The following is a 25,484-nucleotide window of genomic DNA, read 5'->3' on the forward strand; positions in this document are numbered from 1 at the left end:
GGCGGGTTACTGCGACTGCTTGCGGTTGACGATCTGCGCGGCCTTGACGATGTCGGCGCCGATGTCGGGGGTGAACTGCTCCCACACCGGCTGCATGGCGGTGCGCCAGGCCTGGCGTTCCTCGGGGCTGAGGGTCACCAGCTGGGTCTTGCCGCTGCTCTGGATGCGCTGGCGGTCGGCCTGGTTCTGCTGCTCGGCGGCGTGGTTCACCGCGAAGGTGACCTCGTCGATGATCGCTTCCAGCTCGGTGCGGGTCTTGTGCGGGATGGCGTACCAGGTGCGCGAGTTGCTCACCAGCATGTAGTCCAGCACACCGTGGTTGGTCTCGGTGATGAAGGGCTGCACGGTGTTGAGCTTCTGGCTGTAGAGGTTGGACCAGGTGTTCTCGGTGCCCTGGACCTTGCCGCTCTGCAGCGCCGCGAAGGCTTCGGCGAAGGGCATCGGCACGGCCTTGGCGCCGAGCTGGGCGAACTGCGCCTCGAGCACGCCGGAGGCCTGGATGCGGAAGGACAGGCCACGGGCGTCGGCCGGCGCGTGCAGGGCGCGGTTGGCCGACATCTGCTTCATGCCGTTGTGCCAATAGGACAGGCCGACGATGCCTTTGTCTTCCATGGAGCGCAGCAGCTGGCGGCCCTTGGCGCGCTTCTGGAAGCGGTTGACGGCTTCGAGGTCGTCGAACAGGAAGGGCAGATCGAAAATCTGCAGCTGCTTGGTGTACTGGTCGAACTTGGCCAGCGACGGGGCCAGCAGGTCCACCTTGCCGTCCTGCAGGGCCTGCAGTTCGTCGGCGTCGCCGAACAGGGTGGAGTTGGGGTAGACCTCCACCTTCACCTGGCCGCCGAGGCGCTCCTGGACCAGTTTCTGGAACATGAGCGCACCCTGGCCCTTGGGCGTGTCGTCGGCGACCACGTGGGAGAAGCGCAGGGTGATGGGGGCTTCGTCCGCCACGGCGTGGCCGAGGGGCAGGCTGAGGACGCAGGCCAGGACGGCGATGTACTTCTTGATCATTGATGTCCCTTTCTTGTTATCGGGCAGATAAATGCGCCCCCGCGGGTGGGCGAGGGCGGCAGGCACAGCGGCTTCCATCGGGGGAGTCCGGCTGAGTCCTTGTCGTTATGGTAGTTCCCGCTCCGGTAGTTTGCCGGTGCGGTATCGGGCAGGGGCTGGCGGGTGGCCATCGACTGCGACCGACCGGCAATTATCTCCCAGAGCCGGCGCTCCAATGAGCGGAGCACTGCTCAGTTCTGGCAAATCGCCGCGTGCCGGGGTGACGTGTCGTCGGCGGGTCGCGTCGCCCGTGCCCCTGGCGGATGACCGGCAGGACGGTCGCGACCCGGCCAGCTATACCCAGTGGAGGCCCGGCCTGCCTGAAGTCGCCGTGGCCTTCCCGGAGGGCTCCATGTCGCACCCTGCCAGAACCGCGCTCGTCACGGGCGCCTCGAGAGGAATAGGCGCCGCCATCGCCCTGCGCCTCGCCCTCGATGGCTTCCAGGTCGTGGTCAACTACGCCGCCCGCCCCGAGGCCGCCGAGCAGGTGGTCAGGTCGATCACCCAGGCCGGCGGCAAGGCCTACGCCATCCTCGCCGACGTCAGCGACCCGGCGGCGGTGGCCGCGCTGTTCGACCATGCCGAGATGGAGTACGGCGGCCTCGACGTGCTGGTGAACAATGCCGGCGTCATCCAGCCCGGGCAGATCGATCTCGCCGACACCAGCGAGGCGCTGTTCGATCGCATCTTCGCGGTCAACGCCCGGGGCACCTTCAACACCATGAAGCTCGCGGCCAGGCGCCTGCGCGATGGCGGGCGGATCATCAATTTCTCCACCAGCGTGGTGGGCCTGGCGCTGCCGGGGTACGCCGCCTATGCCGGCTCCAAGGCGGCGGTGGAGGCGATGAGCCGGGTGTTCGCCAAGGAGTTGCGCGGGCGCGGGGTGACGGTCAACTGCGTGGCGCCGGGGCCGACCGCCACGGAGCTGTTCCTCGATGGCAAGGACCCCGGCACGGTGGAGCGCCTGGCCAATCAGGCGCCCTTGCAGCGCCTCGGACGCCCTGAGGACATAGCCGGTGTGGTGGCCTTTCTCGCCAGTGACGAGGGCGGGTGGATCAACGGCCAGACGCTGCGGGTCAACGGCGGCATCGTCTGAAGCGCTTCAACGCCATCGGAGCCGGGAAAAACACCTGCAAGCCCTGTACAGTCGCGGCGCGGAATCCCGCTCGGCGGTCGATCGATACAGGTGGAGTGTTGGCATGGTGAAGGGAGGCAAGGCGCTGGGCCTGGCGATGACGCTGCTGATGGGCGGCGCGGGCGTGGCCGAGGCGGCATCGCAGCTGCTGTGCGGGATGCGCTGGTCGAGCGAGAACGAGGCGGTCGACCAGCGCCTGGGTGGCGATTGCATGCTGGTGACGGCGGAGGGGGCGTTGCGCGTGCCGCAACTGTTCCAGCAGGTGGGCGGGGGCTGCAGGCCGGCCGCTTCGCCTTCAAGCGTGACGACCTCTGGGGCTATGCCGAGGGTGACGGGCGGGTGCTGGTGGCGCCTTCGCTCAGCATCGCCCGGCCCTTCGTCGAGGGGCGGGCGATGGTCTGCCGCGAAGAGGCCGAACGACGCTTCTGCGGCTACCTGGGCCTGGATGGCGAGCCGGCCTTCCCGCTGGCCGAGGGCCTGTATTTCCTCCGTGACTACCGGGGCGGCCAGACCCTGGCGGCCCCCGATGGCGGTCGGGGCAACTTCTATATGGACGGCAGCGGCAACCGCCAGGAACCGGGCGCGAGCGCGGCCGGGCGCTGCAACGCCTGGGTGCTGGAAACCCGCTCCGCCCGCGCCCTGGGTCGCTTGCCGGCGGATGGGCGGCTGCCGCTGCCGGGGGCCGATGCCCAGCATCCGCTGGGGGACTGCGCCCAGGCGCTGGAGGCGGTGCCGCCCCTGGAGCTGGACCTGGCGGCGCTGTTCAGCGAGTGGCTGAACCTGCAGGTGACCCAGGTGCATGCCCTGAACGAAGGCGTGCGGGTGATGGCCACGGACGGGCCCTGGGGCTGGGGTCTGCTGGATGCGCAGGGCAAATCGCTGTTCGGCCCGGCGCCCCGGCTGTACAGCGAGCCGCTGGAGCTGAGCGTGCGCGAAGGCCTGCTGCCGGTACGCCTGCCCACGGACGAGAACCTGGGGCAGGTGCAATCGCCGAGCACGGTGCGCTTCATGGCGCCGGACGGCCGCTACCCGGTGCCGGGCGATTTCGAGGACGCCCACGGCTTCCACGAGGGCCTGGCGGCGGCGCGCTCGCCGCAGAATCACCTGTGGGGCTTCATCGATCACCAGGGCGCCTGGGTGATCGCCCCGAGCTACGCCGCCGTGATCGAGGACTTCGACCAGGGGCGGGCGGTGGTGAGCCTGGGGCTCGCCAACGAGCGCGGGGTCGAGGCGCTGATCGACCGCAACGGGCAGGTGCTGGCCCGTTACGACGAACTGCTGGCGCGCCACTTCGCCGACCCGCAGCTGGAGCAGTTGCCGGAGCCCCTGCCTTTCCTGCCCTGCGCACTGAGCGGCGCGAACTACCTCTCGCCCGAGGAGCGGCGGGTGGCGCTGGCCGGTCAGGGCGGTGACTGGGCGGGCCTGTGCAGTGACGATCAATTGCGTGCGAAAGCGCAGCAGATGGCGTTGCGCCTGCACGGCAGCCTGACGCCGGAGCGCTCCATCCTCCAGTGGGCCGCTGCCGTCGAGGCCTGGCCGCAGCGCTTGCGTGCCTGCAAGGCCGACGCCGCGTGCCAGCGGGCGCTGCTGGAAGAGGGGTTGAGCGACCCGCATTGGGCGCCGCCAGGGACGGGCGAAGCCAGCTCGGCATTGCCCGAACTCCCGGGCACGGTACCGCCGGCAACCCAGGCGCTCCTGCGCCAGCAGGTGGCGCAATCGGGCAGCTACACGCCCGAAGACGAAGACATGGGCGATGGCTGGGGTGACGCGAGCCTGGGCTTCGGCCTGGTCGACCTGGGCCAGGGCAGGCCGGGCATCCTGGTGTCGCAGAACGTGCAGCGCAGCAACGCCCAGTGGCTGTTCGAGATGGACGCCGCCGGGGCGCCGCGCCTGCTACTGGAGGGGGAAGGCATGCTAGGGAGAGTGGCCGGGCCGCCGACCAAAGGCCATGTGCCTGTGCGCCTCCATGCGGACCAGGGGCAGGGCGTTTCCGATTGGCGCTTCGATGGCAGGGCCTATGTGCTGGAGGCGTCGTGCTGGCAGGCCTGGGGCACGGATGTGCTGTTCGCCTACGACTGCAAGCCTGCCGGCCCCGACTCAGGGCGCTAGGGGGAACTCCAGCACGAAGCGCGTCCAGCCACCGGCCGATTCGCAGCGGATGCTGCCGCCGTGGGCGTGGACGATGGAGCGGGTGATGGCCAGGCCGAGGCCGGCGTGTTCCGCATGGCCTTCGCGGCGCGCCGGGTCGGCGCGGAAGAAGCGGTCGAACAGCCGGGGCAGCAGTTCGGCGGGGATCGGCGCACCGTCGTTGGCCACTTCCAGGCGCACCCGCGCGGCCTCGTGCTGCACGCTCAGACGGATGTGGCCGCCCGGCGGGGTGAAGCGCAGGGCGTTGTCGATCAGGTTGGACAGGGCGCGGCGCAGCATGGCGCGGTCGGCGGGCAGCGGCGCGTCGCCCTGGCGCGTGAGGCTCACCTGGCCGTCCTCGGCCAGGGGCGCGAAGAACTCCGCGAGGGCATCCAGTTCGTCGCCCAGTTGCAGCGGCTCCAGGCGCGTGGCCAGCAGGCCGTGCTCGGCCTTGGCCAGGAACAGCATGTCGTTGACCATCTGCGCCAGGTGCTGCAGCTCCTCCAGGTTGGAGTGCAGGGCTTCGCGGTAGGTGTCGCCGTCGCGCGGCTGGGCGAGGGTCACCTGGGTCTGGGTGAGCAGGTTGGACAGCGGCGTGCGCAGCTCGTGGGCGATGTCGCTGGAGAAGGCCGAGAGACGCTGGAAGGCGTCGTCCAGGCGGCCGAGCATGGCATTGAAGGCGCGGGTCAGTTCGGCCAGCTCGGGCGGCACCGGGTCTTCGGCGAGGCGGGTGGTGAGGGAGTCGGCGGAGACGCCGGCGGCCACTTCGGCCATGCGCCGCAGGGGGCGCAGGCCGCTGCGCACGGCCCAGGCGCCGAGCAGGGCGGTGGCCAGGGCGCTGAGGCCGACGGTGAGCCAGATCAGCCGTTGCATGCGTTCGAGGAAATGCTGGTGGTGGGTGATGTCCAGGCGCAGCTCCAGCCGAGGCGAGTCCGCGCGCGCCGGCTCCAGCGGGGCTTCGAAGCGGCGCCAGGCGATGTCGCCGTGGCTGTCGTGACCGGCGCTGGCCACCGCCAGGCTGTCGAACCAGGGTTCGCCGTCGGCGCCGATGATGCGCAGGGCGAGGTCGGGGTGGCGCTCGAGTTCCGTGCGCAGCTGGTCTTCATGGGGCGCCAGGTCGCCGGGTTGGCGGGCGGGGCCGAGGATGCTGCGGAACACCTCGGCCTTGCCGTCCAGCAACTGGCGGTCGAGCTCGATGAAGTGGGCTTCGCTGGCGCGGTCGAAGAGCACGCCGGCGATCAGCGAGACGGCGGCGGTGCTGGCGGCGAACAGCAGGCTGAGGCGGGCGCCGAGGGACAGGCGGCGCATCAGGCGTCCCGCGCCTCGAGCACGTAGCCCATGCCACGCACGGTGTGGATCAGCTTGGTCGGCCAGGCGTCGTCGACCTTGGCGCGCAGGCGGCGGATGGCGACCTCGATGACGTTGGTGTCGCTGTCGAAGTTCATGTCCCAGACCTGGGAGGCGATCAGCGACTTGGGCAGCACCTCGCCGTGGCGGCGCAGCAGCAGTTCGAGCAGGGCGAATTCCTTGGCGGTGAGGTCGATGCGCTGGCCATCGCGCTCGACCCGGCGGCGCAGCAGGTCGAGGCGCAGGTCGGCCAGTTGCAGGCTGGTGTCCTGCTGGCCGGCGCTCCCCCGGCGCAGCAGGGTGCGCACGCGGGCCAGCAGCTCGGCGAAGGCGAAGGGCTTGACCAGGTAGTCGTCGGCGCCCAGCTCCAGGCCGTGCACGCGGTCTTCCACGGCGTCGCGGGCGGTGAGGAACAGCACCGGGGTCTCCAGGCCGGCGTCGCGCAGGGTACGCAGCACCTGCCAGCCGTCGCGGCCGGGGAGCATCACGTCGAGGATGATCAGGTCGTGGTCGCCGGTCAGGGCCAGGTGCTGGCCGGCGATGCCGTCGCTGGCGAGGTCGACGAGGAAGCCGGCTTCGCCCAGGCCCTGGCGCAGGTACTGGCCGGTCTTGGGCTGGTCTTCGACTATCAGCAGTTTCATGGGGCTCTCGGGGTGGGCGATGGCTGCTTTTATACCGCGCCGGCGGCTGCGGGTGGGGCTTGCTGACAAAGTTGTAATGTTCCGGTCAGCCAGGCGGCAGCCTGGGTTGCCTAAGGTGGTGGCATCCCACTCAAGGAGCCTTGCCATGAAAACCACCTTGCTCGCCCTGGCCATCGGCCTGTCGACCAGCCTGCCGGCGTTCGCCGATTCCTCCGCCGGGCGCTACGCCTTCGGTCATCCGGCCAAGGCCGCCGAGGCCGACCGCACGGTGGAGATCACCCTCGGCGACATGTACTACGAGCCGGCCGAACTGGACGTGAAGGCGGGCGAGACGGTGCGCTTCGTGCTGAAGAACACCGGCACCCTGTTGCATGAATTCAATCTGGGCGATGCCGCCATGCATGCGTCGCACCAGAAGGAAATGCTGCAGATGCAGCAGATGGGCATGCTCACTCCCACCGGCATGAACCACGACATGGGCCAGATGGACCACAGCAAGATGGGCCATGACATGGCCGGCATGGATCACGGCGCGATGATGACGCACGACGACCCCAACAGCGTGCTGGTGGAGCCGGGCAAAACCGCCGAGCTCACCTGGACCTTCAGCGCCGCCACCGGCCTGGAGTTCGCGTGCAACATTCCTGGCCACTACCAGGCGGGGATGGTCGGCCGCCTCAAGGTCACGCCATGAAGCGCACGCTGATCGGCGCCGGGCTGCTGGCCCTGGCCGCCGACGCCCTGGGTGGCGGTTACGACCTGGTGATCGATGAAGGCCGGGTGGAGCTGAGCGACGGCAGCCGGCCGGCGCTGACCATCAACGGCCGGTCCCCCGCCCCGGAGCTGCGTTTCAAGGAGGGCGAGGAGGTGGAGATCCGTGTCACCAACCGCCTGGATCGCGATACCTCGCTGCACTGGCACGGGATCATCCTGCCCTATGACCAGGACGGCGTGCCGGGCATCAGCTTTCCCGGCATCAAGCCCGGGCAGACCTTCACCTACCGCTTCCGCCTGCAGCAGTCGGGCACCTACTGGTACCACGCCCACAGCGACTTCCAGGAGCAGGAGGGGTTGTACGGGCCGCTGGTCATCGAGCCGCGTGCCCGCGAGCCCTACCGCTACGACCGCGAGTACACGGTGATGCTGTTCGACTGGCAGGACGAGAAGCCCGAACGCACCCTGGCCAACCTGAAGAAGGACGCCGAGTACTACAACGACCAGAAGCTGACCATGGGGGATTTCTTCCGCGATGCCGGGCGCGATGGCGTCTGGGCGACGCTGAAGGACCGCTGGGCCTGGGGCGGCATGCGCATGTCGCCGACCGATATCGCCGATGTCAGCGGCTTCCGCTTCCTGGTCAACGGCCGCGACACCGCGCAGAACTGGACGGCGCTGTTCAAGCCCGGCGAGCGGGTGCGACTGCGCATCATCAACGCCTCGGGCATGAGCTACTTCGACCTGCGCATCCCCGGTCTGCCGATGACCGTGGTGCAGGCCGACGGCAACGACGTGTTGCCGGTGACGGTGGACCGCCTGCGCATGGCGGTGGCGGAAACCTATGACGTGATCGTGCAGCCCACCGAGGACCGTGCTTATTCGCTGCTGGCCGAATCCATGGACCGGCGCGGCCTGGCGCGCGCCACCCTGGCCCCGCGCGAGGGCATGGCCGGCGAGGTGCCGCCCCTGGGCGCGCCCCGGCGCTTGACCATGGCGGACATGGGCATGGCCCACGACATGGGCGACATGGATACGGGCGATATGGCGGGCATGGACCACGGCGCCATGGCCGGGATGGACCACGCCGCGATGGGCCACGGGATGCCTGCGTCCCCGGCGGGCAACCCCGACTATGCGCCGGGCAGCGGCGTGGCGCCGGAGGCCGAGGGCGGGCGCGTGCTGGTCTACGGCGACCTCAAGGCGATGCGCCCGGATGCCCGCTACCGCGCGCCGGATCGCACCATCGAGCTGAAGCTCACCGGCAACATGGAGCGCTACTTCTGGTCGTTCGACGGGGTGAAGTACTCGGAGGCGGAGCCCATCCGCCTGCGCTACGGGGAGCGTGTGCGCTTTCGCTTCGTCAACCAGACGATGATGAACCACCCCATGCACCTGCACGGCATGTGGATGCAGCTGGACAAGGGCAACGGCCGGCTCAACCCGCTCAAGCACGTGGTCAACGTCGCTCCGGGCAGCACCCTGGAGGTGGATGTGCCGGCCGACGCCATCGGCGAGTGGGCCTTCCACTGCCACCTGATCTACCACATGGCCAGCGGCATGTTCCGCAAGGTGGTGGTCGAGGCGCCCGACGGCAGCAGCCGGTCCCTGGGCGATGCCATGGACATGAAGGAGGCCGCCCATGCGCAGCATTGAATGGGGGTTGCTGGCGGTTCTGACCAGCCCGGCGGCGCTGGCGATGGACATGGATGCCATGCCCGTCGGCTACTTCGGCTTCGATCGCCTGGAGAGCCGCCTGCATGGCAACGACGCCCAGCTGGCCTGGGCGGCGGAGGGCTGGTACGGCACCGACCTGCACAAGCTGGTGCTGAAAAGCGAGGGGCTGCGCGACGCCGGCGGGCCGACCGTGGACAGCGAGACGCAGCTGCTTTACCGGCGCATGGCGAGCGAGTTCTTCGACTGGCAGGCGGGGTTGCGCCACGACGACCAGCCGGGGCCCTCGCGCAGCCATGGGGTGCTCGGCATCAAGGGCCTGGCGCCGCAGTGGTTCGAGGTGGAGGCGAACCTGTTCGTCAGCGAACGGGGCGATACCTCCCTGCGCCTGGAGGCGGAGTACGAGCTGCTGCTGACCCGGCGCCTGGTGCTGGAGCCGCGACTGGAATACGACCTGGCCCTGGCGGATGACCGCGACCTGGAGCGTGGTGCGGGTGGCAGTACCCTGGAGACCGGGCTGCGCCTGCACTGGCGGCTGGCGCCGGATTTCTCGCCCTATGTCGGCTACGAGTGGGAGCGCACCTATGGCCGCAGTGGCGATTGGATGCGTGAGGCGGGCGAGGCGGACGAGGAGGGCGCCTGGGTGGTGGGGCTGCGGGCCTGGTTCTGAGCGGGCGCCGAGCGGGTTTTGCGGCGGGTGGCGGCCTGTATACAATTGCCGGGTTTTCCCGCTCAGGTCGCCTTCCTCATGCAGCATCCCGCCGAACACTCGCCGCTGGGCAAATCCAGCGAGTACATCAGCACCTACAGCCCGCAACTGCTGTTTCCCATCTCCCGCGTGGCGAAGTGGAACGAACTGGGGCTGACGGCGGAGACCTTGCCTTATAAAGGCGTGGATTTCTGGAACTGCTATGAGCTGTCCTGGTTGACCCCGTCCGGCAAGCCGGTGGTGGCCATCGGCGAGTTCGCCATCCCGGCGGATTCGCCGAACATCATCGAGTCGAAGTCCTTCAAGCTCTACCTCAACTCGCTGAACCAGAGCGCCTTCGCCGATGCCGCCGCGCTGGTGGCGGTGCTGGAGAAGGACCTGTCCGCCGCCGCCGGTGCACCGGTGCAGGTGCGGGTGCGCAGCCTGGCCGAGGTGGAGGCCGAAGGGGTGGCCCGTGCCGCCGGCGTCTGCATCGACGACCTGGATATCGCCATCGCCAACTACGAGCACCCGCAGCCGGAGCTGCTGCGCGCCAACGCTGGCGAGGTGGTGGAGGAGGCGCTGCACAGCCACCTGTTGAAGTCCAACTGCCCGGTCACCAGCCAGCCGGACTGGGGCACCCTGGTGGTGGAGTACAAGGGCGCGCGCCTGGATCACGCCAGCTTCCTGGCCTACATCGTCAGCTTCCGCCAGCACTGCGACTTCCACGAGCAATGCGTCGAGCGCGTCTTCCTCGACCTCAAGCAGCTGTTGAACCCCGAGTACCTGACGGTGCATGCCCGCTACGTGCGCCGGGGCGGCCTGGACATCAACCCCTACCGCAGCACCCACGCGCTGGCACCGGACAACGGGCGGCTCGCCCGGCAGTAGGCGTCCCATTTCCCGGGCCAAAGCCCGGGCTAGCGCCCAGAACGCAAAACCCCGGCACAAGGCCGGGGTTTTTTGTTGCAGCTGCCGTCAGATGCCCATGTTCGCCAGGCTCTGGACGATGTTGCGCAAGGTGCCGGCCAGGGTCGGGTGCTTGATCTCGAAGCGCTCGACCGCGAGGTTGACGCCATCCACCAGGCTGTCGTCGGGCGGGGTGGCCGGCTCGGCGGCCAGTTGCAGTTCGATGTCCTGGATCAGCGTGTTCAGCTCGGCGCGCTCGTGCTCATCCATCGGGGCGTCGCTGGCCAACTGCTCGCGCAGTTCTTGCAGTTGCTGCTGCAGGCGTTCAGACATGGCGTTCTCCTTTCATGTGACTCAGGAGTGGACCTCGGGCGGCTGCCAAAAGGTCCCTCGTGTCGTTGAGATTAATCCAGGAGTGCCGCGCGCGCCTGATCCCGATCAAGGCTGTAACAATTGTCGGCTCAGGGCTTTTCCCCCTTCTGCCGGCGTGCCGCCAGGTCGTCCAGGCAGGCGGGCAGCTCGCCCAGGTGGTCGATCACCGAATGGGCGCCCAGGCGGTACAGCTCCAGGGTCGCGCGGGCGCGTAGCGGGTCGCGCTCGCTGCTGGGCAGGGCCTGCCAGTCGCCGAGGGCCTGGCCGCAAAGGCGCCCGCTGGCGGCCAGGCCCACGGTCCATAGCCCGGCGTTGAGCCCGGCCTGGATCAGGCGCGGTTCGCCGCTGACCAGCACGCAGCCTTCGAGGCGGTCGACGCCCAGGCTGGCGAGGGCGCTCCAGCAGGCGTCGGGCGCGGGCCAGGGGCGGCAGTCGGGGTCGTTGCCGGCAGCCAGGGTGCTGGCCAGGGGGCCGGAGAGGGCGTGGGTGGTGCCTTCGGGCAGTTCGTCCAGCCAGGCGCCGGGGATCTGCCGGGTGGCCAGGAGGTCGAGGAGCTGGTCCAGGCCCGGGGCCGCTTCGGCGTGTTCGTCGGCGGCGCTGGCCAGGGCTTCGGCGAAGCGGGCGAGCTCGGCGGCCTTGGCCGGGCGCTGCAGGGCATGGCCGAGGGCCTGGGTCGGCGGCAGGTTGGCGGCTTCCTGCAGGCGCTCCGGGGCGCAGCGGGGCAGGGTGCGGGTCAGGGCTACGGGGAGGGTCCGGGCGCCGAAGTCCACGAGGCAGCCGGACAGGCCGAAGAGCAGGGCGTTGAACGCGGGCGGTGTGCGGGTGGGCATGGCGAGGTCATCCTGACGGGGTCAGGTCCAGCCTAGCTTCGGCGGATGACGCGGCGATGACGGAAAGATGACGCTCAGGCGCCGTCCATCAAGGCGCGCAGGGCGGCGGGCACGGGGATCGGCCGGTTGCTGGCGTGATCGACCCAGACCAGCTTGCAGTAGCCTTCGCCGTAGGTGGATTGCGGGTCTTCCTCGGTGCTCAGGCGATGCTCGACCACCAGGCTGGAGGTGCCGACCTGGCCGGCGAACAGTTCGACGACCACGGTGGCCGGGTGCACCACGGGGCGCAGGTAGGTGTGCAGGGTCTGCAGGACGACCGGGCCCTGCTCGACGTTGCTCATGGGGATGCCATGGCGCTCGAACCAGGCGACCCGGGCTTCTTCCAGGTACTGGATATAGAGGGTGTTGTTGACGTGGCCGTAGCTGTCCATGTCGCCCCAGCGCACTGGGATGCGGGCAATATGAAGCAATCGTTTTTCCTGCATCGGTGGCCTTCGCTATGCTGCCTATTGCGTTCCCGATGGCCGTATAATGCGCGCCTCACCGGGCTGCCCGCGGGGCTGCCACACTACTTTTCTCTAGGAGAGTCTGCAATGCGAATGATCGGCACCGGGTGGCTCGATCGTCTTGGTCGTGTGTGCGTCGTGGCTGGGCTGGCGCTGCTGCCGCTGGCGGCGGGTGCGGCGGAAAGCGATCCGTGGGAGGGCGTCAACCGGGTGATCTTCCGCTTCAACGACACCCTCGATACCTACGCGCTGAAACCGGTCGCGCAGGGCTACCAGGCGGTGACCCCCGACTTCGTCGAGGATGGCGTGCACAACGTGTTCAGCAACGTCGGCGATGTCGGCAACCTGGCCAACGACCTGCTGCAGGCGAAGTTCCACGACGCCGGTGTCGACACCGGTCGCCTGATCTTCAACACGACCTTCGGCCTGCTGGGCGTGTTCGACGTGGCCACCCGCATGGGGCTGCAGCGCAACGACGAGGACTTCGGCCAGACCCTGGGCGCCTGGGGCGTGGGCAGTGGCCCGTACGTGGTGTTGCCGTTGCTGGGCCGAGCACCCTGCGCGACGCGCCGGCGAAGATCCCGGACAGCTACCTCGGCCCGTACCCGTACATCGACCATGTGCCGACCCGCAACGTGATCCGTGGCGTCAACGTCATCGACACCCGCGCCAACCTGCTGTCGGCGGAGAAGTTCATCCAGGGCGACAAGTACAACTTCATCCGCAACGCCTACCTGCAGAACCGTGAGTTCAAGGTGCGCGACGGTGAGGTCGAGGACGACTTCTAGGCCTTCGTGGGCATGAAAAAGGCGGCCATCGGGCCGCCTTTTTCGTTTCAGGTCATCGCTCAGCGCATCGAGATGATGGCGAGCCCGATGGACTTGCCACCGTTCTCCCCGTCGCTCACGCGCACCACCTCCGCCTCGGCTTCGAGGCCCTGCAGCTCGGCGTGATCGGATGGGATGTGGACCTTGACCTTGTCGCCGATCGCCAGCTCCACGTCCGCTTCCAGCTGCATGCCGGTGCTGGAGAGGTCGCGGCAAAGGGCGGGAATCTCGCGTCCGGCATGATGCAGGACGACGTGGGCTTCGACTTGCATCCGGATGAAATCGCGTTTCTCGCTATAGGCTCGATCGCTTTGGCTCATTGCCACTGTCCTCTTGTATTTGATGGACTCTCCCCGAGCTTCTTATAACTCCCGTCGATTTCTTGTGTAAAGGCAGGTTTCGACAATCGGTGCACGCTTGAATCGCCCCGCGGATGGGAGTACCGTCTGCGCCTTGAAGCGAACCCCCATACGCGCACCAGGGCCTTGGGCCGGGTGTTCAACCAGCCCGTCCCCCGGCGCCGTTTGCCTGGATACTCCATGCACAATACCAGTGCCAAGCTGCTGATCATCGATGACGACGAGGTAGTGCGCGCAAGCCTTGCGGCCTATCTGGAAGACAGTGGTTTCAGCGTCCTGCAGGCTGCCAATGGCTTGCAGGGGCTGCAGGTTTTCGAGCAGGAACATCCCGATCTGGTGATCTGCGACCTGCGCATGCCCCAGGTCGACGGCCTTGAACTCATCCGCCGCGTCAATCAACTGCAATCCGATACCCCGGTCATCGTCGTGTCCGGCGCGGGTGTCATGAGCGATGCCGTCGAGGCCTTGCGCCTGGGTGCCGCCGACTACCTGATCAAGCCCCTGGAAGACCTGGCGGTGCTCGAGCACTCCGTGCACCGGGCCCTGGATCGCTACGCCCTGCGCGTCGAGAACCAGCGCTACCGCGAGGAGCTGGAAGCGGCCAACCGCGAGCTCCAGGCCAGCCTGCACCTGCTGCAGGAAGATCAGAACGCCGGGCGCCAGGTGCAGATGAACATGCTGCCGGTGACGCCCTGGACGGTGGACGGACTGAAATTCGCCCACCAGATCATCCCGTCGCTCTACCTGTCGGGGGACTTCGTCGACTACTTCCGCGTGGACGAGCGCCGCGTCGCCTTCTACCTGGCCGATGTCTCGGGCCATGGCGCATCCTCGGCCTTCGTCACCGTGCTGTTGAAGTTCATGACCACCCGGCTGCTCTACGAGTCCCGGCGTGGCGGCATGCTTCCCGAATTCAAGCCTTCCGATGTGCTCGGCCACATAAACCGCGGCCTGATCAACTGCAAGCTGGGCAAGCACGTGACCATGCTCGGCGGGGTGATAGACGAAGAAAGCGGTCTGCTGACCTACAGCATCGGCGGGCACCTGCCGCTGCCGGTGCTGTTCAGCGAAGGCAAGGCACGCTACCTGAGCGGGCGTGGCCTGCCCGTCGGACTGTTCGATGAGGCGAGCTATGAGGACCAGGTCCTCGAGTTGCCGCCATCGTTCAGCCTGACCCTTTTATCCGACGGCATTCTGGACCTTTTGCCGGGAGATACGCTCAAAGAAAAAGAAGCCGCGCTACCGGAACTGGTGTGCACGGCAGGTGGCAGTCTGGATGGCTTGCGACAGGTGTTTGGACTGGCCAATCTGGGCGAGATGCCGGATGATATCGCCTTGCTGGTGTTGAGCAGGAACCTTGCATGAGTACCGGTAAAATCCAGTTTGCCGAGCAGGACGGAACCTTCGTCCTGAAGTTCGTCGGTGAAATTCGCCTTACCTTGTGTTCGGCTCTGGATGCGACCATTGAAAAGATCTTCTCCGCGCTGAATTTCTCTGCGATCGTCATTGATCTCACGGAAACTCGCAGCATCGACAGCACCACGCTCGGCCTCCTGGCCAAGTTGTCGATCCTTTCGCGGCAGAAGGTGGGACTGTTGCCGACCGTGGTGACCACCCATCCGGACATCACCCGACTCTTGCAGTCGATGGGATTCGACCAGGTGTTCAACATCGTCGGCAAACCGCTGCCATGCCCGGAATGCCTGGAAGACCTGCCTCCGCAGGACCAGACCGAGGACGTGGTACGCACCAAGGTGCTGGAAGCACACCGCATCCTGATGGGGCTCAACGAGTCCAATCGAGAAGCCTTCCACGATCTGGTGAGCGCCCTCGAGCGCAGCTGATCGTCTTTCCCCTGATTGGTGAACCCGCGCGCGCAGCCTTGTGGCTGCGCGCGCGTTTTTATTTCAGGCGCGGGCCTTGAGCAGGGCTTCGAGCTTTTCCTGATCGCGGGCGAACAGGCGGATGCCTTCGGCGAGCTTCTCGGTGGCCATCGCATCTTCGTTGAACTGCCAGCGGAACTGGGCCTGGTCCAGTGCGACGCGTGCTTCGTTTTCGCTGCCGGCGCTGAGCCTGCGCTCCAGGCTGCCCTGGTCGTCCGCGAGCTGTTGCAGCAGGTCGGGGCTGATGGTCAGGCGGTCGCAACCGGCCAATTGCTCGATCTGGCCGAGGTTGCGGAAGCTCGCGCCCATCACCACGGTGTCGTAGCCGTGGGCCTTGTAGTAGCGGTAGATGCGCGAGACCGACTGCACACCCGGGTCTTCGGTGCCTGCGAAGTCGCGGCCCTCGGCCTTCTTGTACCAGTCGTAGATACGGCCGACGAAAGGCGAGATGAGGAAGACCCCGGCATCGGCGCAGGCGACCGCCTGGGCGAAGTTGAACAGCAGGGTCAGGTTGGTCTGGATGCCGTCGCGCTCCAGTTGCTCGGCGGCGCGGATGCCTTCCCAGGTGGAGGCGATCTTGATCAGCACGCGGTCGCGACCGATGCCGGCCTTGTTGTACAGGCCGATCAGGCGCTCGGCGCGGCGCAGCGTGGCCTGGGTATCGAAGGACAGGCGGGCGTCGACTTCCGTGGAGATACGGCCCGGGATCACCTTGAGGATCTCCTGGCCCACGGCGACGCCGAAGCGGTCGCAGGCCAGGCCCAGATCGCCCGCGCTGCCGGCCACGGCTGCATCGAGCAGTTCCGCGTAGCGGGGCAGGGCGGCGGCCTTGAGCAGCAGCGAGGGGTTGGTGGTGGCGTCGACCGGCTTGAGGCGGGCGATGGCGTCGAGGTCTCCGGTGTCGGCGACCACGGTGGTGAACTGCTTGAGTTGATCCAGCTTGGATGTCATGGACGAAGCCTTGTCGTTGCAGATTGCATGACCTTACCCGAGCTCCCTGGCGCGCTCAACGGGGCGGCGCGGGTAAATTCGCGGCCCTGTCCCGCGTCTTTCTCCCTGAAGGGATCGAGCGGAAGCGCCGCCCCTGTCTGACCGCCGGATTCGGTTTTTTTTCCGTTTTTCTTGCGGGTTTTTCGTTCTCGTCCGTCTTTATTGTTAGAGCCCCTGGTTTTCCAGGGGAAAAGAGGCCGGCAGGACCGCCAGCTTCCATGCAAGCCGAACAGGCAACAGATACATCAAGGAGTCATGCCATGCCGATGAGCGACCACCAGCACCTGCGCCACCTGCTGCAGGAGGCCGGCCTGAAAGCCAGCCTGCCTCGCCTGAAAGTACTGGAGGTGCTCTGCGACGCCAGCCAGGAAAGCGGCGGCATATCCACCCGGTTGCTGCACGAACGCCTGAATGCCGCCGGTGAACCCCTCTCGCTGATCAGCGTGCGCCAGGTGCTCGGCCGCATGCTGGAGAGCGGCCTGGTCGTGCCCGGAGGGCATAAGGGGTATTGCCTGGCACCGAGCCAGAACGCGGCTCAGTGGCCGCGCAGCAGCTCGGTGGCCTGATCCAGCAACCCCAGCGGGTCGGTGGTCTTGTGCACGTCCACCGAGAGCAACTGGCGGAAACGCCGTGCACCGGGGAAGCCCTGGCCCAGGCCCAGTACATGGCGGGTGATGTGATGCATCTGCCCGCCCTCGGCGATGTGCCTTTCTATATAGGGGCGCAATGCCGCCAGGGCCTCGGCGCGGGTTGGTTGCGGCCTGTCGTCGCCGAATAGCCGCGCATCCACGCCCGCCAGCAGGTAGGGGTTGTGATAGGCCTCGCGGCCGAGCATCACGCCGTCGAACACCTCCAGATGCGTCGCGCACTCGTCCAGCGTCTTGATGCCGCCGTTGAGGATCAGCTCCAGATCCGGGAAATCCTTCTTCAACTGCGCGGCGACGTCGTAGCGCAGCGGCGGGATTTCACGGTTTTCCTTCGGCGACAGCCCTTCGAGGATCGCGATGCGCGCGTGCACGGTGAAGCTGCGGCAGCCCGCTTCCCGCACCTGGCCGACGAAATCGCATAGTTCGGCATAGCTGTCGCGACCGTTGATGCCGATGCGGTGCTTGACCGTCACCGGAATCGCCACCGCATCCAGCATCGCCTTCACGCAGTCGGCCACCAGGGCCGGATGGCCCATCAGGCAGGCGCCGATCATGTTGTTCTGCACCCGGTCGCTGGGGCAGCCGACATTGAGGTTCACCTCGTCATAGCCCGCTTCCTCCGCAAAGCGTGCGCAAGCCGCCAGGTCCGCCGGTACGCTGCCACCCAACTGCAACGCCAGCGGGTGCTCCGCCTCGTCGTGGCGGAGGAAACGCGCCCGATCCCCTTGCAGAAGTGCCCCGGTGGTGACCATCTCCGTATACAGCAGCGCATGGCGCGAGAGCAGGCGCAGAAAGAACCGACAATTTCTATCCGTCCAATCCATCATCGGCGCAACGGAGAAGCGGCGGGACGGCGCAGGGCGCGTGGTTGCTGGGCTTGAGGCTATTTCTTTAAGCATTTTCGTACAGCTGATAGAGGGCGGTTTGGGGCCGTTTCCGATTGTTTTGAGAGGGTCGTTGCCACAATGTGCCAAGTCGATTCACTGATGTGACAAAAGGCATGGCAACAATCATCAAGCGAAAGCGGAAGGACGGATCTGTGGCCTATCTGGCACGTATCCGCATCATGAATGACGGGGTGCGAGTCTATCAGGAAAGCCTCACCTTCGACCGGCTGCAGAGCGCCAAAGCGTGGGCGGGACGACGTGAGGCGGAGCTGTCCGAGCCAGGTGCGATCGAGAGGGCCAACCGGAAAGGGGTCCTGCTTAAAGACATCATCGGTCAGTACCTGGAGGAGTATGAGCGCGTACGACCCCTGGGCAAGACGAAGAGGGCGACGCTCGAAGCGATTGCCAAAACCTGGTTAGGCGAGTTGACCGACCGCGAGCTTGATAGCAAACGCCTGGTCGAGTACTCGCAGTGGAGGTTGAGCCCAGAAGGCGGTGGGGTTAAGCCGCAGACCACGGGTAACGACCTGTCGCACCTGGGAGCTGTGATGGCCGTGGCCAGGCCGGCATGGGGCTATGAAATTGACCACCACGCCATGAGCGATGCTCGCCGGGTACTGCGCAAGCTGGGAATGGTTGCCAAGAGCCGCGAGCGATCTGTGCGGCCTTCCAGTGAGCAGCTGGGTAGGCTGCTCCACCACTTCGGCGAGATCCTGCAGCGCCGGCCGAGCTCCATCAACATGCTCAAGGTGGTGGGCTTTGCGATCTTCAGCACCCGGCGGCAAGAAGAGATCTGCCGCATTCGCTGGGACGACCTCGATGCGCATCAACAGGCGGTACTGGTGCGGGACATGAAGAACCCAGGGCAGAAGATCGGCAATGACGTCTGGTGTCATTTACCGGACGAGGCATGGCAGATTGTGCAGTCGATGCCGAGGGTGTGTGCGGAGATCTTCCCTTACAACGGCGAATCAATTTCCGCCTCTTGGACGCGCGCGTGCAAGTTTCTGGAAATCGAGGGTCTGACCTTTCATGACTTGCGCCATGACGGCGTAAGTCGCTTGTTCGAAATGGGTTGGGATATTCCGAGAGTGGCCAGCGTGTCTGGGCACCGGGACTGGAACTCGATGCGGCGTTACACGCACCTGAGAGGGAGAGGGGACCCCTACGCGGGGTGGGAGTGGCTGGAGCGAATCCTGGCGGCGCCCGTGGACTTGGGCGCGCGAAGAGAGATGAAGAAGCGCCGGGCTCGTTAGGCTCGGCGCTGGTAGCGTCCCATCAGCTTGTCGTGCTCGATGGTCGCCTTCTCATGCTGGGCGTCGAGATAGGCGGCAAGATCCCTCACATGTACGCCTCGTGCGGTCTTCTGGCTTCGCTCAAGCCTCACCAGCGGCAAGTCGATTTCGCCAGCCAGAACCTTGCGCTGAAACTTCTCCGGAGTGAGGTGGCTGAAGTAGTCCGTGCAGACTCTGTCGACCGGGATAATGGCTTGGCCTTTGTACTGGGCCATCAGTAGAAACATCGTATTCATTGCTTCACTCTCCTTTTGCCTGGCGTGCGTCAGCCGAAGGGCTTGAGTCACCTTTTAAGCGCTGCGGCGATTCTCATCATTGGTTCGGCATGGCCGGCCAGGCCTTCTTCGTCGGCATCGAGCACAGCGTTGTAGACCGCACGCAGGTCGTCGCTACGTACGTGAACGATGCGTGGCTGTTTGTCTGTCTGCCAGCTCGCGATCAACTCGCAGGCTTCGTTCCATTCCTCACCTTCCAGCTTCTCCAGCCAGTCGCAGACTGGGCAATGAAGGCTCTTAAGTTCTCCAGGCATGGCTATGCGCTCCAGTGATGTTGGTCCGAGAGTCGGCACAGGTGATGGCGGTTTGATGTGTGGTGGACTATCCCTTCTCCTACGGGACGCGACTCTGCTAGGGAGGCCAAGATGGATATGACGATTTTCAGTGGCGAGGAGATCCGGCAGCTCTCTTTGCCTGCCGCAATCATCCTGTTGTCGTTAGTTGTGCTGCGTGTAGGGCAAACGCTATCCGAGTCGATTAAAAAGCTCTCCGAGAGAAGGCCCGATATAGAGCGGCAGACAGCAGCCAATTTTCGTTTGGCTTCTACCCCTGAGGGTAGGGATGAGTTGCGCGATTTCTATTTCTCAGAACTCGAAGTTGCGGTTTTTTTTGAGGCCATGACAGAGCTGCTTGATGAATCCGAGTCGTATGAGGATTTTAGAACTCGTTCACTTGAACTGGTTTACAGGCTCCCTGAGCGGCTTCGAGAAGACGAGTCGAAGTGGTGGAAGTGGACGAAGAGCGCAGGTAAGAAAATTGCCGGCAAGCTCTTCGACAAGGCTAATGACCTTGTGAAGTCTGCGCTCGGCGGTTAGAGGTGGGAGCTGCTCTTGGTGGCAGGCCGAACTAAGGTGAGCTGAGCCTCCGCAGTTGCAGAAGTATCCTCTCTCCAATCCACCTCACCACTGGCACCGCCTTGCTGTTGCCCAGGGCCTTGTAGCGAGGCCCGTCCGGACAGTCTTCGGCAGGGCGACCGCGCCAGGGGATAAGCGTGTAGTCATCAGGGAAGCCCTGCAGGCGCTCACACTCTCGCGGTGTTAGGCGGCGAACCTCGTTGGCAACCATCGCAGCGGCATACCCCTGGCCAACCGTGCCGCCACCGCTTTGCAGGGCGCTCGATACGAGGCTCAGCTTCACTTCGGCGCGCTGGTTCTGATGGATCGAAAGCACGGCGTTCTCTCTTCCGCCGTTCCTGCCTAGGGAGTGAGCGCTGTCGTAGGCGGTACTTGGGTCCTGCGTGCCGTGAACGACGAACGTTTCGCTCTCGAAGTCGAGCCTGCCGGCCGAGCCGGCGTTGCAGGCTGTTGCGACGTTGATCGGGCCAGCCTGGTTGTTGCCACCGAAGGCGAGGATGTGACCGGCGTCAGCGCCCTTGTCCGTGGCCAGCCCGCTACCGCCGTGGCCATTGGGGCCACAGCCGGCGGTAAGGGCGCCCACTGTCAGGGGGATGTCGTCGGTGCTGTAGCCGCCTTGGCTTCGAGCGCCGCCAGCAAGGGTGCCGGCAGGGTTTTCTTCCTGGCCACGGCCCGGCGGAGTATCCCGGCGCAGGCTTTCCTGCTCAAAAAGTACCGCAACGGGATCGAACCCTTTTCGAGCACTTGCGACAACGAACACACGGCGGCGTCGTTGGGCCAGGCCGAAATATTGGGCATCCAGAACCCTCCATGCGGCTGTTCGCTTGGGTCCATACACACAACCAGCGTCCGTCCACCTTCCCCCTGCCGGTTGAAGCGCTGCGGGTTCACCCACCAGGGTGCCGAGGATGTGGCCGAACGCGTTCGCCTTGTCCGAGAGGACGCCGGGGACGTTCTCCCAGACGAACACGCACTCGGGGTCACCGCGCAGGATTCGAACATGGTCAACTGCATCTGCAAGCTCCACATATCTGATGGCCAGCAGGCCGCGAGGGTCGTCCAGGCCGTCTCGTTCTCCGGCGATGCTGTAGGTCTGGCACGGGGTGCCGCCGACGAGTATCAGCGGCGCGGCGATGCTGCCTCGCAGGACCTCACGGGCCAGCTTGGTCATGTCGCCCCGATTGGGAATGGTCGGCCAGCGGTGAGCCAGCACGGCGGAAGGGAAGGGCTCAATTTCAGCGAACCAGCGAGCCTCAAAGCCCAGGCACTCCCAGGCCACAGATGCCGCTTCGATACCGCTGCAGACAGACCCATAGTCGATGGTGCAGGTCATGCAGCCGACTCCTTGTGGGGCGCAGCGAGACCGCGCCCTATTGGCGTAGAGAGGTTAAGTGGTCTAGTTTCGAAGGCCCGGCATGGAGCCGGTCATAAGGAGATGGTCATGAGCGACGAACAAAAAGTGCAGGACGATCAACCGAAGGAGATCGACCAGAAGGAGCTGGATGAAGCGGCGATCAAGCCTTCGGGTGTTTTCGAAGATATCCTTAAACAGATCGCTCCTACGGTCCCGCCCATCGTGGGCAATGTCCTGGGCAAGTCCTGAGCTCAGGGGGCAGCACGATGAAATTTGCGATTGGGATGCTGTGCGTTGCATTTGTGGGCACTGCAAACGCCGAGGAGTTTTTGGTGCGCGCTGATCGGGGCCATCAGTGCGTCGGCGATGAGTTCCAGTTGAGCGATGTTTCTGAGCTGGTCTATCTGGACAGGAACTGCGAACTGCAGGTCTCGCGCGCAGCTGAGAAGCATGCCTATGTCTCCCGCAGTGGAGGCTCCGAAGTGAGGGGCTGCTGGCTCAAACTCTCCGATGGGAACTATTCCGTTATGGATGAGGCTGGCGGCCAGCAACTCCTCAATGCGCTTGCGTATGCGCGAGCAGAAACCACGTCTCCCTCCGCCGCCAAGATCATCAGTACGCCACTGCAGGAACCTGACTGCCCCTCACCGTAATGCTCAGGTGATCCGGTCAGGTTCCTTCTGTCAACACGGTAAAGCCGCCCCACATGGGGCGGCTGGTGGACGCTCAAACCTATCCTGCAAATGCGTTCATAGAGGGCTGTTGCTCCTCGTTACGGCGTATCCGTTCCGCCACTTCTTCGCGATGTACCGCAACGTCTTTTGGCGCGGTGGTTGCCAGCTTCACCTGGTTACCTTGAATGCTCACCACAGTGACCGTGATGTTATCGCCGATGAGGATGGATTCGCCGAGGCGGCGGGTAAGAATCAGCATGTCGATTTCCTTTTCGTTGGGGTGAGGTGGGAGGGCCCATATTCAAGTCACCAACTCGAGCCCTCCCAAGGGCTTAGGCCCTTTTCGGACGCCGCCGTGTGCACGGTGGCGGTTTATTGCAGGGCTTCGTCCGTCTGGCGTACCAGTTCGGTGAAGCGGTCTACCTGTTTGGCCTGGAGCGTGACGGTGATGTACTCGGCGCCGTTGGCGATGTCGGCCTGCACTTGCTCGGGGAAGCTGTCTGCAATCGATTTGCAAACCGCGTAGAGGTCGCCCCGCAATGCCCGCGGTACATCGGGCTTGGCAATGGCCTTGGGGGTTACCTTGCTGCCGCCGGCGGCCTTGATCTGATCCAGCTTCGCCTTCAGCACCTTACCGGCTGCTTCACCGTGCCTACGCACGAGCGTGGTGGCGGTGCTGGCGGCGACTTCGCCTGAGGCGACCATCTGCTGCACATCCGTATTGGCGTTGCCGAGGACGAGCACCTGGTCGACGTGTTGCCTCGTTCTGCCCATCTTCTGAGCGATCTGCTCCGGGCTCCATCCGAAGGCCGCAAGGCGCTTGTAGCCCTCCGCCAGCTCCAATGGGGTGAGCTTGCGGCCTTCCTGGCTGGTGATGACACGCAATACCCGCTCGGCATCGTTGCCGGTGAAGGCGGTGATGGCGATCCAGGCTTCGTTGTCCTTCGGGTCGCGAGGGAGGCGGCCTTCTGCGTCGAGTTTCAGGTAGGCGCGACGACGACGGTGGCCATCGACAACCCATAGACCGCCTTCAGCGCGCGGCCGGACTTCTAGCGGTGGGAGCTGGCCGCCCTGGTAGATGTACTCGGCCAGCTCGGCAATGCTTTGTTCAAGATCTTCACCCTCGCTGCGGAGGTTGAAGCCGGGTTCTTCGTGGAGGTCTTCCAGGCGGGCCTTCATGGCGTCTGCGCGCCTCAGGTCACCGTCCTTGATCATCTGTTTGAAGGATTTCGCAGACATGCGCCATTCCTCATGAATGTGGAGCGGGCGGCGGGAGTTGAACCCGCGTCCTTCTGCTTGGAAGGCAGAAGCTCTACCGCTGAGCTACGCCCGCAAAAAGCCCCGGTGTGAACGGGGAAGGGGAAGGCTCGGAAGCCTGAAGTCGATTCATCGATCCGCTGTTATTGGCGCCACCGGCGGTTGGGCGCTTTGCTGTTCCCTCTCGGGCAGGTCGATCCCTGTTCGGGGCCTGGAACAGGCTTCCCCCTGTCCGTGGTATCCGGCGAGCCTCCGGATGGCTAAGCAGAAACCTGCTTGCCATTAATAATTCTGTCGGAATTCAAATAAAGCAATTCATTCAAAATTGAATTATCGAAAAAGGAATTTTCTGCGAGGTTGCGGGATGAGGTCCGACAGATATACTGTATAAAAAAACAGTATTTGGAGGTTTCCTATGTCCAGACACCAGGTTCAGCAACCCTCAACCTTCGAATTGCTTGTCGGGAGGGTTCAGCGGCTCGTTTCTTCGCCACCTGCGCAGTTGGCGAGATGCGTGAAAATTCGTATCGAGGAGGGGGAGTCAGATGCGGACTGGTCTCGACTGATAGAAGATTTGCGCGATTGCGATGGGCTTTTGCTAGGGCAGGAGGAGGATGGAGCGGTCACACTGAGCTGGGATGCATCAGAAGCGAATTGGGCTTGAGGTCTATTCGACTTGATAGACCGCACTTGCTATCAGAGCGCGGGATTTGCAGCGGATGTGCAGTCTATTTCATGAATAGGCTTGCTATGGATAGAAGAGTAATTGCAGGCACGCTCATGAGTCCGACAAATCGCCAAGTGATCGAAATCACCATGGCGCCTCTGTCTCTAGGGAGTCTGCGCAGGCCGCCCCAGGCAGCGCCAAGGATCAGGTAGCTCAAGAGTAGCGAGGCTACTCCACCGCCTATTTTGTTCATCATTATTATGAGCGGGAAGGCGAGCAAGAGTGGGGCGGAAACAAAAAAATCTCCACCATCGCTATTCAGCCACAGCGCCAGTCCATAAGGGATGAGCGAAAGAAAACCAAATGCCAAACCATTGATAAGAGCTGATGTTTTCCGAGTGAACATTCCGTGTTCCTAGCCGCCAAGTCTGGTCTTGTTGGGAGGCCGAAGGGTCAGAGCCCTGTAGCCTTTACATCGACAACCCTGCCGATGATGGACCAGCCCTCGCTCATCTCGATAGGTCTGAAATTGGGATTAAGCGAGACCAGGTACTCGATGCCTGCATCTTTCACGTACTGCTTGAATGCAGTCTCCCCATCCGAGTGATAGGCGATGTAGTACTTGCCGCTTAGGAGATCAAAGCCATACGGCTGAACGAGCAACGGGGCACCTTCTGGGAAGCTTGGCAGGGTATCAACTGCCATGGCTTTGCCTTGGCATTGCACCCAGTAACCGTCTGAGCCGGCGTTCTCTACGGTCTCGTACCACGTTTCTTCGTCGCCCGGTGCTTTGTAGCCAGGTTCCTCAATACGCTTAGCGATGCTTTTCCAATCAATGAGTGGATATTTGCGGGTGGCCTTTTGAGAGTCGGAGATGGCAAGTCGCTCGGTAGGCGTGACTGACAAGACCAACTGCTCAATTTCATCGGCAAGTCGCTTGCTAAAGCGCTCTACAGGTATGCCGAGCAGTTTGGAAATGCCAATGGCGAACTGAATATTCAGCACCATTCGTCCATTCAGATAATTGCTGACGGAGCCCTGATTCATGCCCAGGGCAGCACCTACAGCTTCCTGAGTCAGGCGTTTCCCGCGCTCTCTCGCCGAGTTGAATGCAGTGAATTCAGCCTTAAGTGCGGCGCACTCAGCCTTTTCCCAGTCGTGTAGACGTCGAATCGCAACCATTTCTGAAGTTTATTTCCCCAGGCAATCACGTACAACTTCTTTTGAAATTGCTAGCAGGAATTCCTGTGGCGATACTCCGGCCGCCCCTAGCGACTGGAGAGCGGTATGAAACAGATCCCCATCAAGGAATTTGCGAAGGAGAAAGGGCAGCGCAATGCCGCCACGCTCCTCGGTTTGACCCAAGGCGCCCTTAGCAAGGCCCTGAGGCTCGAGCGCCAGATCCACGTCCGGCTTAACGACGACGGCACCTACTCGGCAGAGGAGGTCAAGCCGTTCCCGTCTCCCTCTCTTCGCAGGTCGTCGCTGTGAATCGGGAGCACAAAGCTATGAACAGGAGGCCGGC

Annotated in this window: 30 protein-coding genes, 1 tRNA gene and 1 pseudogene; 15 read left to right on the plus strand and 17 right to left on the minus strand. The window is 64.7% G+C overall.

Going from position 1 to position 25,484, the window contains the following annotated elements; all coding sequences use genetic code 11:
• Positions 1-6 precede the first annotated feature (6 nt).
• The gene (locus PHLH3_RS12515; RefSeq protein WP_213629561.1) at positions 7-1,008 is read right to left on the minus strand and encodes a TRAP transporter substrate-binding protein; all 1,002 of its coding nucleotides are present in this window, start codon (positions 1,006-1,008) and stop codon (positions 7-9) included.
• Positions 1,009-1,399: 391 nt separating this feature from the next.
• On the opposite strand from PHLH3_RS12515, the gene PHLH3_RS12520 reads away from it, so the two are divergent.
• Both PHLH3_RS12520 and PHLH3_RS12525 read left to right on the plus strand, forming a co-directional pair.
• On the plus strand, positions 1,400-2,143 hold the full coding sequence (locus tag PHLH3_RS12520) for an SDR family oxidoreductase (protein WP_173174388.1): 744 nt from the start codon (positions 1,400-1,402) through the stop codon (positions 2,141-2,143).
• 246 nt (positions 2,144-2,389) lie between these two features.
• Positions 2,390-4,291, plus strand: a complete 1,902-nt coding sequence (locus PHLH3_RS12525) for a WG repeat-containing protein (protein ID WP_213629563.1) — start codon at positions 2,390-2,392, stop codon at positions 4,289-4,291.
• Here PHLH3_RS12525 and PHLH3_RS12530 read toward each other — a convergent pair.
• Positions 4,280-5,617: a heavy metal sensor histidine kinase gene (locus tag PHLH3_RS12530; RefSeq protein WP_280527455.1), complete on the minus strand. Its 1,338-nt coding sequence runs from the start codon at positions 5,615-5,617 to the stop codon at positions 4,280-4,282. The genes PHLH3_RS12525 and PHLH3_RS12530 overlap by 12 nt on opposite strands.
• Entirely contained in the window at positions 5,617-6,297 is a 681-nt protein-coding gene (locus PHLH3_RS12535; protein ID WP_173174380.1) for a heavy metal response regulator transcription factor, read from the minus strand. Before PHLH3_RS12535 ends, PHLH3_RS12530 begins: the two co-directional genes overlap by 1 nt.
• A gap of 145 nt (positions 6,298-6,442) precedes the next feature.
• Here PHLH3_RS12535 and PHLH3_RS12540 point away from each other — a divergent pair, with 145 nt between their 5' ends.
• From PHLH3_RS12540 to queF, 4 genes are all read left to right on the plus strand, one after another.
• Complete coding sequence (locus PHLH3_RS12540) at positions 6,443-6,991, plus strand: cupredoxin family protein (RefSeq protein WP_213629565.1); 549 nt, start codon at positions 6,443-6,445, stop codon at positions 6,989-6,991.
• On the plus strand, positions 6,988-8,667 hold the full coding sequence (locus tag PHLH3_RS12545) for a copper resistance system multicopper oxidase (RefSeq protein WP_213629567.1): 1,680 nt from the start codon (positions 6,988-6,990) through the stop codon (positions 8,665-8,667). Before PHLH3_RS12540 ends, PHLH3_RS12545 begins: the two co-directional genes overlap by 4 nt.
• Positions 8,654-9,355, plus strand: coding sequence for a copper resistance protein B (locus PHLH3_RS12550; protein ID WP_213629569.1), 702 nt, complete (start codon positions 8,654-8,656; stop codon positions 9,353-9,355). The genes PHLH3_RS12545 and PHLH3_RS12550 overlap by 14 nt, the downstream gene beginning before the upstream one ends.
• A gap of 78 nt (positions 9,356-9,433) precedes the next feature.
• Complete coding sequence (gene queF / locus PHLH3_RS12555) at positions 9,434-10,264, plus strand: NADPH-dependent 7-cyano-7-deazaguanine reductase QueF (protein ID WP_213629573.1); 831 nt, start codon at positions 9,434-9,436, stop codon at positions 10,262-10,264.
• Positions 10,265-10,351: 87 nt separating this feature from the next.
• On the opposite strand, the gene PHLH3_RS12560 is transcribed toward queF, so the two are convergent.
• From PHLH3_RS12560 to PHLH3_RS12570, 3 genes are all read right to left on the minus strand, one after another.
• Positions 10,352-10,615 carry a DUF4404 family protein gene (locus tag PHLH3_RS12560; RefSeq protein WP_173174370.1) on the minus strand — a complete coding sequence of 88 codons (264 nt, stop codon included), beginning with the start codon at positions 10,613-10,615 and terminating at the stop codon, positions 10,352-10,354.
• Positions 10,616-10,743: 128 nt separating this feature from the next.
• On the minus strand, positions 10,744-11,484 hold the full coding sequence (locus PHLH3_RS12565; protein WP_173174368.1) for an HAD family phosphatase: 741 nt from the start codon (positions 11,482-11,484) through the stop codon (positions 10,744-10,746).
• Positions 11,485-11,558: 74 nt separating this feature from the next.
• Positions 11,559-11,969, minus strand: coding sequence for a thioesterase family protein (locus PHLH3_RS12570; RefSeq protein WP_213629575.1), 411 nt, complete (start codon positions 11,967-11,969; stop codon positions 11,559-11,561).
• A 108-nt stretch (positions 11,970-12,077) separates the two neighbouring features.
• Between PHLH3_RS12570 and PHLH3_RS12575 the strand changes: the two are divergent.
• Positions 12,078-12,778, plus strand: a pseudogene (locus PHLH3_RS12575) (VacJ family lipoprotein).
• A 59-nt stretch (positions 12,779-12,837) separates the two neighbouring features.
• On the opposite strand, the gene PHLH3_RS12580 reads toward PHLH3_RS12575, so the two are convergent.
• Positions 12,838-13,137: a PilZ domain-containing protein gene (locus tag PHLH3_RS12580; protein ID WP_111264162.1), complete on the minus strand. Its 300-nt coding sequence runs from the start codon at positions 13,135-13,137 to the stop codon at positions 12,838-12,840.
• 219 nt (positions 13,138-13,356) lie between these two features.
• Here PHLH3_RS12580 and rssB point away from each other — a divergent pair, with 219 nt between their 5' ends.
• Positions 13,357-14,541, plus strand: a complete 1,185-nt coding sequence (gene rssB, locus PHLH3_RS12585) for a two-component system response regulator RssB (RefSeq protein ID WP_213629577.1) — start codon at positions 13,357-13,359, stop codon at positions 14,539-14,541.
• Positions 14,538-15,020: an anti-sigma factor antagonist RssC gene (gene rssC, locus PHLH3_RS12590; protein ID WP_021219130.1), complete on the plus strand. Its 483-nt coding sequence runs from the start codon at positions 14,538-14,540 to the stop codon at positions 15,018-15,020. Before rssB ends, rssC begins: the two co-directional genes overlap by 4 nt.
• Positions 15,021-15,083: 63 nt before the next feature.
• Here the strand turns inward: rssC and tal are convergent, their stop codons facing one another.
• The gene (gene tal, locus PHLH3_RS12595) at positions 15,084-16,010 is read right to left on the minus strand and encodes a transaldolase (protein ID WP_213629579.1); all 927 of its coding nucleotides are present in this window, start codon (positions 16,008-16,010) and stop codon (positions 15,084-15,086) included.
• Between the two features lie 299 nt (positions 16,011-16,309).
• Here tal and PHLH3_RS12600 point away from each other — a divergent pair, with 299 nt between their 5' ends.
• Positions 16,310-16,615: a hypothetical protein gene (locus PHLH3_RS12600; RefSeq protein WP_173174357.1), complete on the plus strand. Its 306-nt coding sequence runs from the start codon at positions 16,310-16,312 to the stop codon at positions 16,613-16,615.
• Here the strand turns inward: PHLH3_RS12600 and dusA are convergent.
• Entirely contained in the window at positions 16,585-17,595 is a 1,011-nt protein-coding gene (gene dusA / locus PHLH3_RS12605; protein ID WP_213629580.1) for a tRNA dihydrouridine(20/20a) synthase DusA, read from the minus strand. The genes PHLH3_RS12600 and dusA overlap by 31 nt on opposite strands.
• Positions 17,596-17,696: 101 nt before the next feature.
• Between dusA and PHLH3_RS12610 the strand changes: the two genes are divergently transcribed.
• A complete protein-coding gene (locus PHLH3_RS12610; protein WP_213629582.1) occupies positions 17,697-18,839 on the plus strand; it encodes a tyrosine-type recombinase/integrase in 1,143 nt (380 codons plus the stop codon).
• Here the strand turns inward: PHLH3_RS12610 and PHLH3_RS12615 are convergent.
• Together PHLH3_RS12615 and PHLH3_RS12620 are read right to left on the minus strand one after the other, a co-directional pair.
• Positions 18,836-19,114, minus strand: coding sequence for a pyocin activator PrtN family protein (locus PHLH3_RS12615; RefSeq protein ID WP_213629584.1), 279 nt, complete (start codon positions 19,112-19,114; stop codon positions 18,836-18,838). The genes PHLH3_RS12610 and PHLH3_RS12615 overlap by 4 nt on opposite strands.
• Positions 19,115-19,161: 47 nt before the next feature.
• A complete protein-coding gene (locus PHLH3_RS12620) occupies positions 19,162-19,407 on the minus strand; it encodes a hypothetical protein (protein WP_184490350.1) in 246 nt (81 codons plus the stop codon).
• 111 nt (positions 19,408-19,518) lie between these two features.
• On the opposite strand from PHLH3_RS12620, the gene PHLH3_RS12625 reads away from it, so the two are divergent.
• The gene (locus tag PHLH3_RS12625; protein WP_213629586.1) at positions 19,519-19,968 is read left to right on the plus strand and encodes a hypothetical protein; all 450 of its coding nucleotides are present in this window, start codon (positions 19,519-19,521) and stop codon (positions 19,966-19,968) included.
• A 31-nt stretch (positions 19,969-19,999) separates the two neighbouring features.
• Here PHLH3_RS12625 and PHLH3_RS12630 read toward each other — a convergent pair whose 3' ends face one another.
• Positions 20,000-21,340 (minus strand): DNA cytosine methyltransferase, encoded by a 1,341-nt coding sequence (locus PHLH3_RS12630; RefSeq protein WP_213629588.1) that lies wholly within the window; start codon positions 21,338-21,340, stop codon positions 20,000-20,002.
• A 108-nt stretch (positions 21,341-21,448) separates the two neighbouring features.
• Between PHLH3_RS12630 and PHLH3_RS12635 the strand changes: the two genes are divergently transcribed.
• Together PHLH3_RS12635 and PHLH3_RS12640 are read left to right on the plus strand one after the other, a co-directional pair.
• Positions 21,449-21,610, plus strand: coding sequence for a hypothetical protein (locus PHLH3_RS12635; RefSeq protein WP_213629590.1), 162 nt, complete (start codon positions 21,449-21,451; stop codon positions 21,608-21,610).
• A 17-nt stretch (positions 21,611-21,627) separates the two neighbouring features.
• Entirely contained in the window at positions 21,628-22,014 is a 387-nt protein-coding gene (locus PHLH3_RS12640) for a hypothetical protein (RefSeq protein ID WP_213629592.1), read from the plus strand.
• A gap of 79 nt (positions 22,015-22,093) precedes the next feature.
• On the opposite strand, the gene csrA is transcribed toward PHLH3_RS12640, so the two are convergent.
• The 5 genes from csrA to PHLH3_RS12670 all read right to left on the minus strand — a co-directional run bounded on the left by csrA (position 22,094) and on the right by PHLH3_RS12670 (position 25,141).
• The gene (csrA, locus tag PHLH3_RS12645; protein ID WP_213629594.1) at positions 22,094-22,294 is read right to left on the minus strand and encodes a carbon storage regulator CsrA; all 201 of its coding nucleotides are present in this window, start codon (positions 22,292-22,294) and stop codon (positions 22,094-22,096) included.
• A gap of 113 nt (positions 22,295-22,407) precedes the next feature.
• Positions 22,408-23,274, minus strand: a complete 867-nt coding sequence (locus PHLH3_RS12650) for a ParB N-terminal domain-containing protein (RefSeq protein WP_213629596.1) — start codon at positions 23,272-23,274, stop codon at positions 22,408-22,410.
• A gap of 19 nt (positions 23,275-23,293) precedes the next feature.
• Positions 23,294-23,368 (minus strand) — tRNA-Gly (locus PHLH3_RS12655).
• Positions 23,369-24,020: 652 nt separating this feature from the next.
• Positions 24,021-24,365, minus strand: coding sequence for a hypothetical protein (locus PHLH3_RS12665; protein ID WP_213629600.1), 345 nt, complete (start codon positions 24,363-24,365; stop codon positions 24,021-24,023).
• A 47-nt stretch (positions 24,366-24,412) separates the two neighbouring features.
• Positions 24,413-25,141, minus strand: a complete 729-nt coding sequence (locus tag PHLH3_RS12670) for an XRE family transcriptional regulator (RefSeq protein ID WP_213629602.1) — start codon at positions 25,139-25,141, stop codon at positions 24,413-24,415.
• Positions 25,142-25,246: 105 nt separating this feature from the next.
• On the opposite strand from PHLH3_RS12670, the gene PHLH3_RS12675 reads away from it, so the two are divergent.
• Entirely contained in the window at positions 25,247-25,450 is a 204-nt protein-coding gene (locus PHLH3_RS12675) for a Cro/CI family transcriptional regulator (RefSeq protein WP_213629604.1), read from the plus strand.
• The last annotated feature ends 34 nt before the right edge of the window (positions 25,451-25,484 follow it).

The sequence above is a fragment of the Pseudomonas sp. Pc102 genome (assembly GCF_018408275.1).
GTDB classification, from domain to species: Bacteria; Pseudomonadota; Gammaproteobacteria; order Pseudomonadales; family Pseudomonadaceae; genus Metapseudomonas; species Metapseudomonas tohonis.